The organism is Klebsiella sp. PK01 (genome assembly GCF_057624675.1).
This window is the reverse complement of sequence record NZ_JBYEZM010000010.1, coordinates 41710-55243: the sequence shown is the minus strand read 5'-3', so window position 1 is coordinate 55243 and position 13534 is coordinate 41710. Positions and strand designations below refer to the sequence as shown.

The 13534-nt window shown below is 56.7% G+C and carries 11 protein-coding genes and 1 pseudogene; 2 read left to right on the top strand and 10 right to left on the bottom strand.

The features are described 5' to 3' along the window. Positions 1-58: 58 nt before the first annotated feature. Both AC22LX_RS22980 and AC22LX_RS22975 read right to left on the bottom strand, forming a co-directional pair. Positions 59-892, bottom strand: a complete 834-nt coding sequence (locus AC22LX_RS22980) for a helix-turn-helix transcriptional regulator (RefSeq protein ID WP_047050570.1) — start codon at positions 890-892, stop codon at positions 59-61. Positions 893-1128: 236 nt separating this feature from the next. Further along, positions 1129-1248, bottom strand: a pseudogene (locus AC22LX_RS22975) (hypothetical protein); the annotation flags it as partial. On the opposite strand from AC22LX_RS22975, the gene AC22LX_RS22970 reads away from it, so the two are divergent. After that, positions 1215-1919, top strand: a complete 705-nt coding sequence (locus tag AC22LX_RS22970) for a phytanoyl-CoA dioxygenase family protein (protein WP_411710450.1) — start codon at positions 1215-1217, stop codon at positions 1917-1919. The pseudogene AC22LX_RS22975 and the gene AC22LX_RS22970 overlap by 34 nt on opposite strands. A 13-nt stretch (positions 1920-1932) precedes the next feature. Here the strand turns inward: AC22LX_RS22970 and AC22LX_RS22965 are convergent, their stop codons facing one another. From AC22LX_RS22965 to AC22LX_RS22945, 5 genes are all read right to left on the bottom strand, one after another. Then, positions 1933-2274 carry a PTS fructose-like transporter subunit IIB gene (locus AC22LX_RS22965; protein ID WP_047043619.1) on the bottom strand — a complete coding sequence of 114 codons (342 nt, stop codon included), beginning with the start codon at positions 2272-2274 and terminating at the stop codon, positions 1933-1935. 15 nt (positions 2275-2289) lie between these two features. Next, positions 2290-3165 carry a [formate-C-acetyltransferase]-activating enzyme gene (locus AC22LX_RS22960; RefSeq protein ID WP_047050567.1) on the bottom strand — a complete coding sequence of 292 codons (876 nt, stop codon included), beginning with the start codon at positions 3163-3165 and terminating at the stop codon, positions 2290-2292. Further along, positions 3131-5428: a formate C-acetyltransferase gene (locus tag AC22LX_RS22955; protein WP_047050565.1), complete on the bottom strand. Its 2298-nt coding sequence runs from the start codon at positions 5426-5428 to the stop codon at positions 3131-3133. The genes AC22LX_RS22960 and AC22LX_RS22955 overlap by 35 nt, the downstream gene beginning before the upstream one ends. Positions 5429-5637: 209 nt before the next feature. After that, positions 5638-5958 (bottom strand): PTS fructose-like transporter subunit IIB, encoded by a 321-nt coding sequence (locus AC22LX_RS22950; protein ID WP_032711368.1) that lies wholly within the window; start codon positions 5956-5958, stop codon positions 5638-5640. 20 nt (positions 5959-5978) lie between these two features. Further along, positions 5979-7055, bottom strand: coding sequence for a PTS fructose transporter subunit EIIC (locus AC22LX_RS22945; protein WP_047043613.1), 1077 nt, complete (start codon positions 7053-7055; stop codon positions 5979-5981). A gap of 309 nt (positions 7056-7364) precedes the next feature. On the opposite strand from AC22LX_RS22945, the gene ptsP reads away from it, so the two are divergent. Further along, on the top strand, positions 7365-9866 hold the full coding sequence (gene ptsP / locus AC22LX_RS22940; protein WP_487334232.1) for a phosphoenolpyruvate--protein phosphotransferase: 2502 nt from the start codon (positions 7365-7367) through the stop codon (positions 9864-9866). Positions 9867-9903: 37 nt separating this feature from the next. On the opposite strand, the gene AC22LX_RS22935 is transcribed toward ptsP, so the two are convergent. Genes AC22LX_RS22935 through yeaW form a run of 3 tightly spaced genes read right to left on the bottom strand, consistent with a single transcriptional unit; the run spans position 9904 to position 13517 of the window. Continuing rightward, a complete protein-coding gene (locus AC22LX_RS22935) occupies positions 9904-10869 on the bottom strand; it encodes a PDR/VanB family oxidoreductase (RefSeq protein WP_032714222.1) in 966 nt (321 codons plus the stop codon). 56 nt (positions 10870-10925) lie between these two features. Further along, positions 10926-12374, bottom strand: a complete 1449-nt coding sequence (locus tag AC22LX_RS22930; protein ID WP_047043609.1) for an NAD-dependent succinate-semialdehyde dehydrogenase — start codon at positions 12372-12374, stop codon at positions 10926-10928. Between the two features lie 18 nt (positions 12375-12392). Next, a complete protein-coding gene (gene yeaW / locus AC22LX_RS22925) occupies positions 12393-13517 on the bottom strand; it encodes a carnitine monooxygenase, oxygenase subunit YeaW (RefSeq protein WP_045397447.1) in 1125 nt (374 codons plus the stop codon). Positions 13518-13534 lie beyond the last annotated feature (17 nt).

Genomic DNA, 13534 nt, shown 5'->3' with positions numbered 1-13534 from the left:
TGGTAGGTCGTTGGAATATTTCCGCGGGGTCAGTCCATTCTTATTTCCCCTGAGATGATTATCGCTGCTGCGCGCTACGGCAGTGGCGACGATATTCCGAAGGTGAACGTTCAGTATTACGTTTAAACACCCGGCAAAAATAGTTGCTATCGATAAAGCCGCAATTATGCGCAATTTCTTTTACTTTTAAATCGTAACCGCGTAATAGTTGCTTCGCTTTTTCCAGCCGCACGGCGGTTAGATATTCATTAAAGCCCACTGAACCCGATTTCTGAAATATATGCGAAAGATAGTTCGGGGTAATATGAAAGCGTCTGGCAACCGATTCGCGGGTCAGCGGCTGGCTAAGATTTTCTTGCAGATAATCCTGAACTGCTAAAAACAGATCGCGGCTGCGGCTAACGCGCATTTCCAGACCGACAAGTTGTTCAAGGCAGTGGCTTAACAGCGCGGAAACCACCAGCCGGGCGGTTACTGGGTCAGGCTGCAGGCAGACTTCATTCAACGCCAGCAGCAGATAGGAGCCAACGCGGGGGCCCAGCCGGGCGACGTTTTGCTTTTCAGTATGTAGTTTTTTTCCGTCCCAGCGCTGAATGCAAAAGCCGAGCTTTTGGCGGCCAAATAAAATGCTGAGCGTGACCGCCGGACCGTTCCACTCGGGTAGCGTCCACTTTCCCGCCTGTACGTAGAGTACCTGCGAAGTGGCTAAAACCGCCGCGGATAGCGGTAGACCCTGATCATGGAGCTCGCCTTCAAGGACGATTTCCAGACGCGGGAAGGGCACCTTCAACGCCAGCGCCGGAACGGGAATATCCGGCTCCGGAAAGCGGACCTGCAGCCTATCTTTTTGATTAACTAAACGATTTAGTATGCCCGCCAGATCATCAATCATCCTGTCGACCCCGAGTTAAAATTATCTCTTTGATTATAATCTTTTTTATCCTGATGTTCCGCCTTACGACGCGCGGCGGATGCATTATTAAATGGGTGAATATTTACAACGAATTTACCCATCGGCAATTATTGATAAGGCTCACATTTTTGTGTCTGGCGTACGGATATCCAGTTTTTCGTAGTTTTCCCTTCCTGCCTGGTCGTTGGCCGCATCGTAGAGTTTGATTGTGTTATCTAAAAGTTAAAAGGAAGACAATATGGACTCACAATCGACGGTTCATCTGGCTGCGCTTGGCGCGACCCGGACGCTAAGCGACCAAATGAAACATGAACTTGATACGCTTGGCTATACCGTGGTGCACAACGTCGTTGATCCTCAGTGGCTGAGCGAGATGCGCGAGCGCATTGACGCGCTGGTGGAACGTGAAGGCGAGAATCTGGCGATGGAACACCATCAGGAGGCGACGGCGACGCGTATTGCCAACCTCATCAACAAGGGCGTTATCTGGGAGAAGGTGTGGTCGCATCCGCTCATTCTTTCCGCCTGTCGTTATATTTTTAATGGCGCGTTTAAAGTTTCCAGCCTTAATGCCCGCGAGGCGCTGTATAACGGTGGTCATCAACCGCTGCACGCCGACTGGAAAAAGCCACGGGTAGACTTCCCGAAAGTGCATCTGGTCAATACGATATGGGCTATTGATGATTTGAGCGCCGCCAACGGCGCGCCGCGGATTATTCCCGCGACCCATCTGCGCCCGGAGCTGCCGGAAGAGGTTTTGGCGGATCCGCAAAAGACGCATCCTGATGAAATTGTTTTTGCCGCGCCGGCCGGCAGCGTAATGATTTATAACGCGCATGCCTGGCACGGCGGCACCCGCAATCTTGAAGGCAGCAGAAGGCGCGTGCTTCATGGCTTATATATTGATCGTGCTGATACCGCGCAGCAGGACCAGCAGCGCTGGCTGACGCCGGAAACGGCGAGCCGCCTGACGCCCGCGCAAAAGTGGCTGCTCGACGTGCAATAAACGCCGTGGCCGGTCAGGGAACTTCCAGGTAAACGACCGGCTTTTTCATAATGCTATTAACGGCTTTGACAATCTGCTGTGGCTGCAACAGGAATGTGGCGATACTGGTTTTAATGGTACGGAGTCCGTCAAAGCGTTGAGCGCCATCGATTTCGATATCGGTTACCAGTAACACCACCGTGGCGCGGGCAATATCCTCTTCGCTAATTCGGTTTTCCACGCCGAGCGCGCCCTGGGTTTCCACTTTCAGAGACCATTTTTCATGATGACCGACTTTTTCCAGTAGCTCGGCTGCCATATAGGTATGTGCAACCCCGCTCACGCAGGCGGTCACCGCGACAATGTTGAAGTCCATAACATCCTCCAGGCGTTAACCGCCGATAGTGACGTGATATCCTGCTGCTTCAGCCAGCGCTTGATAAGGATGAATATCCGCCTCTCGGGGAGCGTTGACGTTGGCCAGCGGCCAGGTTTTACCCAGCAGACGGTATTTCGCCTCGCCATATTGATGAAACGGCAACAGATGAATCTCCGTCAGACCGAACGGCGCGAGGAACTTTAAGATCTGCTTAAAATTCTCCGTGTTCATCGTGTAGCCAGGGATCAGCGGCACGCGCGGGATAAGATTCATTTTGCGGATGGCCAACTGACGGAAGTTGTCCAGCACTCGCGGCTGATTCATCTGCAGTAGTGAATGGGCCTGCTCGCTATTCATGATTTTCAAATCAAACAGTATTTCGTCACAGGCTTCGGCCACCGGGAGAAAACGGCTAAAGGCGCAGTCGCCCGCGGTCTCGATAGCGGTGCGCACCCCCCAGTGGCGCAGGTGCTGGAGGAAGCGGGCGGCAAACACGGCCTGCATCAGCACTTCGCCCCCTGACAAGGTGACGCCGCCGCCGGAGGCGCGGAAGAAGACCTCGTCCTTAAGCACCTCGCGCAGCAGGGCATCGAGCGTAACATCCCGGCCAATCTGCTCCCATGCGCCGGAGGGACACTCGGCGACGTCCTGCAGGCAGCGCGTGCAGCGCAGGCATTTACTCTCCCGGCGCACGGTCTGGATCTTTGGCGAGATCGATTCAGGATTGGCGCACCACGGGCAGGTGTGGGGGCAGCCTTTGAAAAACACCACCGTGCGGATCCCTTGCCCGTCATTAAGCGAGTAGCGTTGGAGGTTAAAAATGCGCGCCGTATCGGCGCGCGTTTCGATGACCTCACAGCTGATGCGCGGTGCGGCGGATAATGTCATCCTGTATCTCCTTTGACAGCTCAACAAAGAAGGCGCTGTAACCTGCGACGCGCACCACCAGACCGGCAAAATCCTGCGGCCGCTGCTGCGCTTCACGCAGCGTGTCGGCGTTGACCACGTTAAACTGGATATGCTGCAGTTTGAGCTTGCAGAAGGCCTGTAAAAAGTCTGCCAGTTTGTTCAGGCCGCTGTCGCCGGCAAGCGTTGCCGGGGTGAATTTGACGTTCAGCAGCGTACCGTTCGATAGCAGATAATTATCCAGTTTGCTGACCGATTTCAGCACCGCCGTCGGCCCCTGGGCATCCTGCCCAACCATTGGCGACAGGCCGCCGTCCGCCAGCTGTTCGCCGGCCAACCGGCCGTCCGGCGTCGCGCCGACCACCGAGCCCAGCGGCACATGCGCGGATACGGTATAGGAGCCTGGGGTGAAATGGCCGCCGCGCGGGTTTAGATACCGTTCTACCTCTTTACAGTAAAAACGCAGCAGATCGGCGCTAATATTATCCACTTCGTCGATATCGTTGCCGTATTTCTCGTAACGGTTGATCAAACGGGCGCGGATTTTTTCTCCTTCCGGCGTGCGGAAGTTGGCTTTCAGTACCGCCATCAGTTCGGCAAAGCTGAGGCGCTGTTGCTCGAAGACCATGCCCTTCAGCGCGTGCAGCGAATCGCTCAGGTTAGCGATTCCGATACCCTGAACGCCGGAGAAGTTATAGCGCGCGCCGCCTGCGGTGATATCTTTGCCGTGCTGCACGCAATCTTCGATAAAGGATGACAGCAGGGGGACCGGAGCCCAGTCGCGGTGTCCGATATCGCAAATGTTGCTGCCCTCGACCATCAGCTTGATGTAATAGCGGATTTTGTCGCGGATTTGGCTGATGAGACCGTCCCAGCTGACTTCAGGCTGATGTTCATTTTCCTGCAGCACAATTTCCATCACCTTCAGCAGATTAAACATCGCGATATCGTGCAGGCCGTAGGTGCGCCCTGGAATAGAGAGCTCTACGCAGCCGACCACCGCGTAATCGCGGGCATCTTCCAGCGACACGCCGCGGTTAAGGAAGGCCGGGACGACCACTTCATCGTTGAAAATCTGCGGGATCCCGGTACCCAGGCGAATGGTCTCAGCGGTTTTGCGCAGGAACGGGCGGTCAATCAGCTCATTGACCCGCACGCCCAGATTCGGCTGCGGTAGCTGCACATTCTGGTAAGCATCGAGAGAAAGAAAGGACAGTACGTTTACCGCACTACGCCCGGTTTCCGTCAGTCCGCCAAGCAGGGCGGTGTAGCCGGTGGGAAAACCGGCGAAATAGCGTGCGCTGCTGGACGAACGCAGCAGAACGATATCGTTACACTTCAACCAGAGCGACTCCAGTAGCTCCTTGAGATACGCGGGATCCTGACCCTGATTCAGCGATGCCTGATAAAAAGGCAACATGTACTGGTCAAAGCGTCCGAGCGAAATCGAGCTGGCGTTGGACTCGTACTGCAAAATAATATTCATATACCAGAACAGCTGGCAGGCCTGGGCAAAATCCTGCGGCCGATGCTGCGCGTTATGGCGTGAGATGGCGGCGATGGTTGCCAGCTCCTGCTGACGCCGGGCATTCGTACAGTTGGCGGCCATCTCTTCCGCCAGCGTGGCGTAGCGCAAAATATGACGCTGCGAAGCTTCAAGCAAGATCAGGACCGCCTGATAAAAGTGGTTATCAGGCTGCCGGGCGCAGTGTGATTTCAGCTCGGCGATCAGCGCATCAAGGCCATTATTCAGCAGCCGCGGATAGTCGATAATAATATGGCCCTGGCCTTTATCCGTCTGATTAACGCTGAAAATCTGCGTGCCGATCGCGGCCTTGACCTCCTCGGTTATTTGACCGTTAATGAAATCTTTCATCGAACGCTTTTCCCAGTAAGGGAACAGCGTTTCGCGGTAAATCCGCTTATCTTCTTCACTTATCGCGAAGCGGTCCTGCGGGCGGGTCGGGAAGGCGTCGAGCTCGTTGAGCAGCCAGTAGGGGTCCATCTCCGGCGACATGATCCCCGCACGTGGTTTGACGGTGCGGTTGCCGGCAATCAGTTCATCATCACGAATCGAAATGGCCACCTTATCGAGGATCCACGCCGTGGCTTTCGCCCGGCGGATAATCACCGGCTCCCCCTCCGTCAGCCGATGGCTGGCGGTATAGAGCAATGCGCGTTCAAGGGAGATTTCGCGCGGCTGGGCGAACAGGCTGGCTTTCAGGCGTTGAGTACGATTCGTCATGACAAACTCCATGTTGTGGCTAAGAGGCGCGTAGCGCCTCTGAGATTAATGACAAACCTCATGCAATCATTGAGCTTGCAAATTGCACCAGGCAAATAACAAGGAAAATCAATTTATTGATTTTCGGCTGATAACCACAAAGAAGGAAAAACCACGCTTTTTCCTTCTTTGTCAGCAGTCTGAGAGGCGCGTAGCGCCTCTTTTGGGCTTCAGGCGTTCTGGGAAAGGTGGCTGTCTATCTTGTTCATGATGGCGTCTGCGCGTTTTACCGCATCGCTGATGTTGACGCGCACAATGGTTTTCCCGGCAAAGCGTTCTTCAAACTTAATGCCGATGTCTTTGGTCAGGATGACCATATCGGCAGCGGCGATCTCTTCCGCCGTGAGTTCGTTCTCAATACCAATGGAACCCTGGGTCTCTACCTTAACCTGCCAACCTTTGGCTTTGGCGGCGCTTTCCAGCGACTCGGCGGCCATATAGGTATGAGCGACGCCCGATGGGCAGGCGGTAACGGCGATAATGTGGGTCATAGGGTGTTCCTTCCAGTCTGTTAGTTAATTTCGAAATCAAGATCTAATTCATCGTCGTCCTGGGCGTCGGACGGTTTCTTTTTGGTGAATGCTTTCAGAGTGATGACACAGGCCGCGCTGACGCAGGCGCCGACAAAGAGTGCGGTGACGAAGGCGAGTTTGCCCTGGACCACCGGCAGCACGATAAGCCCGCCCCAGCCGGCATAGCACTGCGCGCCCATCAGCGCGGCGGTAACGCAGCCGCAGGCGGCGCCAATCATGTTGGCGGGAATAACGCGCAGCGGGTCGGCGGCGGCAAAGGGGATGGCGCCTTCGGTCACGCCGACGCAGCCCATCACCAGCGCGGCCTTGCCGGTTTCACGCTCTTCGGCGGTAAAATATTGACGGCCAATCAACGTCGCCAGCCCCATGCCCAGCGGCGGTACGGCGATGCCGACCGCGGCGATTGCCACGACGCTGTAGACGCCCTGAGAGACGCAAATCAGCATAAAGGCGTAGGCCACTTTGTTGACCGGGCCGCCCATATCAAAGGCCAGCATCAGGCCCATAATGATGGCCAGCACCACGATGCTGCCTTCGCGCATCCCCTGCAGCCAACTGGTCAGGTTTGCGGTCAGCGCGCCTACCGGCTCGCCGAGCCCCCACATCATGATCCCGGCGGTGATAAAGGTGCCGACGATGGGAATGATGAAAATCGGCATCACCGAGCGCAGAACTTTATGTACGGGGATTTTTTTCAGGTAATAGACCACCAGACCGCCAATCATGCCGGCTATCAACGCGCCGAAGAAGCCGGCGCCGAAGCTGTTGCCCACCCAGGCGCCAATGGCGCAAGGGGCCAGCGCGGCGCGGTCAGAAATGGAGTAGCCGATATAGGCGGCAAGAAAAGGCACCATCAGCGTCAGCCCGGCGACGCCGATATCAAAGAGCTTCTTCAGATTAGGGTCGGTGGCGGCATCGGGCACCGCGCCTTTGCCATACAACATGACGGACACCGCCAGTAGGATCCCACCCGAGACGACGAAGGGGATCATGTGTGAGACGCCGGTCATCAGATGCTGGCGAGTATTTTTTAGTATTTGCACCAGTTCGTTCATTGCTTGCTCCTGAGCGCTGTGTGGCCCGTGACAGTATTGATGCTTCAACATTAGAAAAAGGGCGGGGTATAAAATAGTAGAGAAAAAGTGCATTTACTGGATATTTGTAAGGTGAGAAAGGAATTGCGATCAACCTCAAATCTTAGCTGTGAAGAGGGTTATGTATGTCCTGTCTGATGAATTGTGATGGTGAGCATAAAAAAGATGTATGTGTACAATAGTCCAGTAATTGCCAGTTTTATCACGTAGTTCATTGCGCCTTCTTTCATTACCTTTGGCTGAAATAACGCATTGCTCAGGAGGAAGGCGATGGCACTGGTAATTGAATTCATATGTGATTTGCCAAATGGCGTGCATGCGCGCCCGGCAAGCCTGGTCGAAACGCTGTGTAACCGCTTTTCATCGGCGGTTGAGTGGCGGAATCTGCGTAGCGACGGTCGCGGGAATGCGAAAAGCGCGCTGGCGATCATTGGTAGTAACACCCTCAAGGGCGACGCCTGTCAGCTGATTATCAGCGGTGAGGATGAAGCCGAAGCATTTGCCGCGTTAACCGCGTTTATCGAAAATGAGTTTCCGCACTGCGATGCGCCGCTACCTGCCGCGCAAGCGCTGGATATCGAGCCGGTGCCGGAATCGCTGTCGCGGCTGAATCCAACGCTGTTTCCTGCGCGCCCGGTCTGCGCCGGCAGTGCGGGCGGTAAGCTGGTTCATCTCAAATCACGCGATCTTCACGACCTTGGCGAACTGCCCGTCGCCGCCGGCCTTGAACAGGAGCAGACGGCGCTGGATAACGGTTTGCGTCTGCTGGTGCAGGATATCGATCTGCGGTTGCTGGACAATGACGGCACCGCCAGCGCGATTCTGCAAGCTCACCGTTCGCTGGCGACCGATGCTTCCCTGCGCCAGCACCTGCTTGGCGGTATTCTTACCAGCCTTAGCTGCGCGCAGGCTATTGTCGCCACCGGCGACCACTTCTGCGCCCAGTTCCGCGATTCCGGCAACAGCTATCTGCAGGAACGAGTGCTGGATGTCCGCGACGTCTGTTTCCAGCTATTGCAGCATATTTACGGTGAAGACCGCTTTCCGGCACCGGGACAACTGCGGGAAGCGGCTATTTGTCTTGCCGATGAACTGACCCCAAGCCAGTTTCTGGAACTGGATAAGTCGCAGTTGAAAGGGCTACTGCTGCGCAGCGGTGGCACCACTTCACATACTGTCATTCTGGCCCGTTCGTTCAATATTCCTACCCTGGTGGGGGTTGACCTGCCGGCGCTGCTGCCGTGGGTCGATACCCAGGTACAGATAGACGGTAATGCCGGGCTGCTGGTGGTGGACCCCAGCCCAGCGGTGGCGCGTTATTATCAGCAGGAGGCCTGGCTACAGGAGCAAATTCAGCAACAGCAGCAGGTATGGCTCGATAAAGCCGGGCAGACGCAAGACGGTATCCGCGTCGAGATTGCCGCCAATATCGCGCATTCGGTGGAAGCGGTGGCGGCATTCAATAACGGCGCGCAGTCGGTTGGGCTGTTCCGCACCGAAATGTTGTATATGGACCGCCCTGGCGCGCCGTCGGAAAATGAGCTCTACAACATCTTTTGTCAGGCGCTGGAGCCGGCCAACGGCCGCAGCATTATCGTGCGGACCATGGATATCGGCGGCGATAAGCCGGTGGCGTATCTCAATATTCCGGCGGAAAACAATCCGTTCCTCGGCTACCGCGCGGTGCGCATTTATGAAGAGTATCAGGCGCTGTTTCATACTCAACTGCGGGCGATTTTACGCGCCTCGGCGCATGGCTCGCTGAAAATTATGATCCCGATGATTTCATCAATGGAGGAGATTCTGTGGGTGAAAGAGCGGCTGGCGGAGGCCAAGCAGTCGCTGCGCGCCGAACAGATCCCGTTTGATGAAAAGATCCCGCTCGGTATCATGCTGGAGGTACCGTCGGTGATGTTTATCATCGATCAGTGCTGTGAAGAGATCGATTTCTTTAGCATCGGCAGTAACGACTTAACGCAGTATCTGCTGGCGGTCGATCGCGATAACGCTAAAGTAACGCGCCACTACAACAGCCTGAATCCGGCCTTCCTGCGCGCGCTGGACTATGCCGTGCAGGCGGTGCATCGTCAGGGAAAATGGATTGGCCTGTGCGGCGAGCTGGGGGCGAAAGGATCGGTGCTGCCGCTGCTGGTTGGCCTCGGTTTAGATGAATTGAGTATGAGCGCGCCGGCAATCCCGGCGACCAAGGCGCGCCTGGCGCAACTGGATAGCCGCGCCTGCCGCCAGCTGCTGAATCAGGCGATGCAGTGCCGTACTTCGCTGGAAGTGGAACATCTGCTGGCCCAGTTCCGCATGCGTCAGCAGGATGTTCCGCTGGTGAGTACCCAGTGCATTACGCTTAATAGCGACTGGCGCAGTAAAGAAGAAGTTCTGAAAGGGATGACCGACAATCTGCTGTTGGCCGAGCGTTGCCGCTATCCGCGTAAGCTGGAAGCCGATCTGTGGGCCCGCGAGGCGGTGTTCTCCACCGGTCTGGGCTTTAGCTTCGCCATTCCGCACAGTAAATCCGAGCATATTGAGCAGTCGACCATCAGCGTCGCGCGGCTGGCGCAACCGGTGATGTGGGGCGATGAAGAAGCGCAATTTGTCATTATGCTGACGCTGAACAAACACTCGGCGGGTGACCAGCATATGCGGATCTTCTCACGCCTGGCGCGGCGGATTATGCATGAGGGTTTTCGTACCGCTCTGGTGAATGCGGCAAGCCCCGAGGATATCGCCGAACTGTTGCGCCGCGAGCTGGAACTGTGATTGTCTCTCCGGCCAGCGCCGCTGGCCGGAGAGTGAGCTATAAATCCAGCACTAACCGGCCGCCTTTAGCGCGTGAGCAGCAGATCAGCATACTCTGCTGGCTGGCTTTCTCTTCATCGCTGTAGTACTGATCGCGGTGGTCGGCTTCACCCTCGAGAATCATCGTTTCGCAGGTGCCGCATACTCCTTCGCGGCACAGGCATTCCACCTTCGCCGCTTTGTTATTCTCAATAACCTGCAGAATGGTCATATCCTGCGGCACGGTAAATTCGCGTCCGGAACGCGCCAGCACCAGCGTAAATGCTTCTCCGCCTTTATCCTCAAGGATAAATTGCTCAAAGTGCAGCTGGCTGGCGGGAACCTGATGCCGTTCGGCGGCGGCTTTCACCGCCTCGTTAAGCGCAGCCGGGCCGCAGGTATAGACGTGGGTTCCGGGCTCGATGTCGGCGAACAGGCGCGACAGATCGAGACGGCTGCCGAGCGCTGAGATGTGAATATTGACCCGGTCGCGCCACGGCGCGGCGCGAAGCGTATCGACGAAAGCATTACTGTCTGCGTCGTGAAAACAGTAATGCAGCTGCCAGTCGGCCTGGCGCTGTTCCAGTTCCGGAATATGCGATAAGAATGGCGTAATGCCGATGCCGCCGGCGATCAGCAGATGCTTGCGCGCCTGTGGCTCGATGGCGAACAGGTTGTTGGGGGTGGACACCGTCAGGGTATCGCCCGGGCGCACCTGCTGGTGCATAAAACGCGAGCCGCCTTTGGAAGGCGACTCAAGACGCACCGCAATCTGCCAGCTGGCGGTATCCAGCGGCGAGCTCATTAGCGAATAGGCATTGCTGTAGCGCTGCTCGCCATCCTGCATCTGGACGATTATATGGCTGCCGCCGCTGAACTCCGGTAGCGGGGCGCCGGTCGACGAGACTAGCGTAAAACGCTTAACCTGGGCGGTGATCTGTTCAACATCGCGAACGATCGTCTCAAACATTTGATAATCAGACATCGCTGAACTCCATCAAAAATCCCGGCGTGGCCAGAGCCGCCGCCGGGAGAATACAGTTACAACCCCTGGCAGAGATACTTCATCTCCAGGTAATCTTCGATACCGTGTTCCGAACCTTCGCGGCCAAGACCTGACTGTTTCACTCCGCCAAATGGCGCGACTTCATTAGAAATCAGCCCGGTATTGATGCCGACCATGCCGTATTCCAGCTGTTCGGAGACGCGCCAGATACGGGCGGCATCGTTGCTGTAAAAATAGGAGGCGAGGCCGTAGATAGTGTTATTGGCCTGCTCAATGACCTCTTGCTCATCCTCAAATTTCACCAGCGCGGCCACCGGGCCGAAAATCTCTTCCTGCAGCAGCAGTGACCCCGGCTGTACGTCGCCGATCACCGTAGGGGTGAAGAAATTACCGCCCAGCGGATGCGCTTTACCGCCGGTTAACAGCGTCGCGCCGCGGGTGAGCGCGTCGTCGAGCAGGGACTGGACTTTGCGTCCGGCGTCGGCGTTGATAAGCGGGCCAATCTGGACATCGGACTCGCTGCCATCGCCCACTTTCAGGGCGGCGACGCGGGCAACGAACTTATCGCAGAATTGGTCGTAGACGGCGCGATGAATATAGAAGCGGTTGACGCAAACGCAGGTTTGCCCGGCGTTGCGGAACTTGGCGATCAGCGCCCCCTCGACCGCTTTATCGATATCGGCGTCGTCAAAGACGATAAACGGCGCGTTACCGCCGAGCTCTAAAGAGAGCTTTTTGATGGATTCCGCGCACTGGCGCATCAGCACGCGGCCGACTTCGGTCGAACCGGTAAAGGAGAGCTTACGCACCCGCTCATCGCCGGTGAACACCGCGCCAATCTCACGCGACTGCCCGGTTACGACGTTAATGACGCCCTGCGGGATCCCGGCCTGATTCGCCAGTTCCGCCATCGCCAGCGCGGTAAACGGCGTTTCATTGGCAGGCTTAATTACCATCGTACAACCCGCGGCCAGCGCCGGGCCGGCCTTACGGGTGATCATCGCCGCCGGGAAGTTCCACGGGGTGATCGCCGCGCAGACGCCCACGCCCTGGCGGATCACCATCAGGCGTTTATCGGCGCCGGGGGAGGGAATTATCTCGCCGTTGGCGCGTTTCCCTTGTTCGGCAAACCACTCGATAAACGAGGCGGCATAGGCGATTTCGCCTTCCGCTTCCGCCAGCGGCTTGCCCTGCTCGGCGGTCATAATCTGCGCCAGCGCGGACTTGTTTTCGAGGATCAGGCGGTGCCAGTTCTTCAATAGCGCGGCGCGCTGGGCGGCGGTAAGCGCGCGCCATGCCGGCAGCGCGGCAGCGGCGGCATCCACCGCCTGCTGCGCTTCCGTCCGGCCCATATTGGGGATCTGGCCGAGCGCCTCGCCGGTGGAGGGATTGCTGACGGCAAGGGTCGTTCCGTCGGCGGCGTCGCGCCAGCTTCCGGCAATCAGCGCCTGCTGGCGAAACAGATTTGAGTGAAATACGGACATAGCCAACTCCTTCAACGATTACGGCTGGAACACCTGGGCGACCAGATTGTGGAAATGCGCGATCCCATGCTCGGAGATACCGCTGCCGCTGTTATCCGCCATAATGCGTCCCTGGCCGCGATAGCCGCGGGACTTCAGCCCCTTTTGCACGCTTTCCACCAGGCGTAAATCTTCCGGGCGGAACACGTCGCGATACCACTCAATCAGCGCCTTCTGATCGTCGGTCAGCTCTTCATTGGTGAAATAGATGTCGTAGTTCTGCAGGGTGGTCTCTTCATCCACCGGGAATTCATAAATGACGGTCATCATGCCTTTGATCGGCGTGACGTTGAGCATGGTGCACGGCCACAGCCAGAAACCGTGGAACGCGGCGTCGGTGCCTTCTTCGAATTTAAATGACTGCTCGGACGGTTTGGCGAAGCCATACTGCAGCGTCCATTTGCCGTGCATGGTGTGCCAGTAACGGTCAACCTGCACGGAATCCGAGAAGCCCGGGTGCGCCGGGCCGCAGTGATAACATTCCAGATAGTTATCGACGATATTTTTCCAGTTCGCCGGGGTAAGGGTGGTAAAGCGCGCCGCCAGTTTCAGCTCATGAACATCCGGGCAGGCTTCCAGCACTTTGTCCTGCAGTCCCGGTAGCTGCGTTTCCACGCTCTCCGCTTGCGGGTTCATATTGATAAACACAAAGCCGGCATACTCTTCAAGGCGCACCGGCACAAGCTTTGCCTTTTCGCTATCGAAGTTCGCTACGTTTTCGCAGTTGCGGGCGTGGGCGAGATTGCCGTCCAGCTTGAAGGCCCAGGCGTGATAGGGGCAGGTAATCACGTTTTTGGCTTTACCTTCACCGCTCAGCAACTGGTGGCCACGGTGCGGGCAGACGTTATAGAAGGCGCGCAGAATGTTGTCGCGACCGCGGACGATAACGATATTTTCGCCGATGATCTCCCGGGTGATGTAATCGTTCGGCCTGGCGACTTCGCTACCGTGGGCGACGCAAATCCAGCTATTGGCGAAGATACGCTCTTTCTCGTGCTCAAACGCCTGGCTGTCGGTGTAAAAACGGGCCGGAATGGTCCAGGCGTCCTGCGGATTGGCGCAAAAGTTAATCGGCAGGGTAAAGTCAGGGCTTAAATTGCTCATGTAGGGTCACCTTGTGA

Coding starts and splice junctions, on each gene's coding strand:
- AC22LX_RS22980 (WP_047050570.1), bottom strand. CDS start 892: ATGATTGATGATCTGGCGGGCATACTAAATCGTTTAGTTAATCAAAAA.
- AC22LX_RS22970 (WP_411710450.1), top strand. CDS start 1,215: ATGAAACATGAACTTGATACGCTTGGCTATACCGTGGTGCACAACGTC.
- AC22LX_RS22965 (WP_047043619.1), bottom strand. CDS start 2,274: ATGGACTTCAACATTGTCGCGGTGACCGCCTGCGTGAGCGGGGTTGCA.
- AC22LX_RS22960 (WP_047050567.1), bottom strand. CDS start 3,165: ATGACATTATCCGCCGCACCGCGCATCAGCTGTGAGGTCATCGAAACG.
- AC22LX_RS22955 (WP_047050565.1), bottom strand. CDS start 5,428: ATGACGAATCGTACTCAACGCCTGAAAGCCAGCCTGTTCGCCCAGCCG.
- AC22LX_RS22950 (WP_032711368.1), bottom strand. CDS start 5,958: ATGACCCACATTATCGCCGTTACCGCCTGCCCATCGGGCGTCGCTCAT.
- AC22LX_RS22945 (WP_047043613.1), bottom strand. CDS start 7,055: ATGAACGAACTGGTGCAAATACTAAAAAATACTCGCCAGCATCTGATG.
- ptsP (WP_487334232.1), top strand. CDS start 7,365: ATGGCACTGGTAATTGAATTCATATGTGATTTGCCAAATGGCGTGCAT.
- AC22LX_RS22935 (WP_032714222.1), bottom strand. CDS start 10,869: ATGTCTGATTATCAAATGTTTGAGACGATCGTTCGCGATGTTGAACAG.
- AC22LX_RS22930 (WP_047043609.1), bottom strand. CDS start 12,374: ATGTCCGTATTTCACTCAAATCTGTTTCGCCAGCAGGCGCTGATTGCC.
- yeaW (WP_045397447.1), bottom strand. CDS start 13,517: ATGAGCAATTTAAGCCCTGACTTTACCCTGCCGATTAACTTTTGCGCC.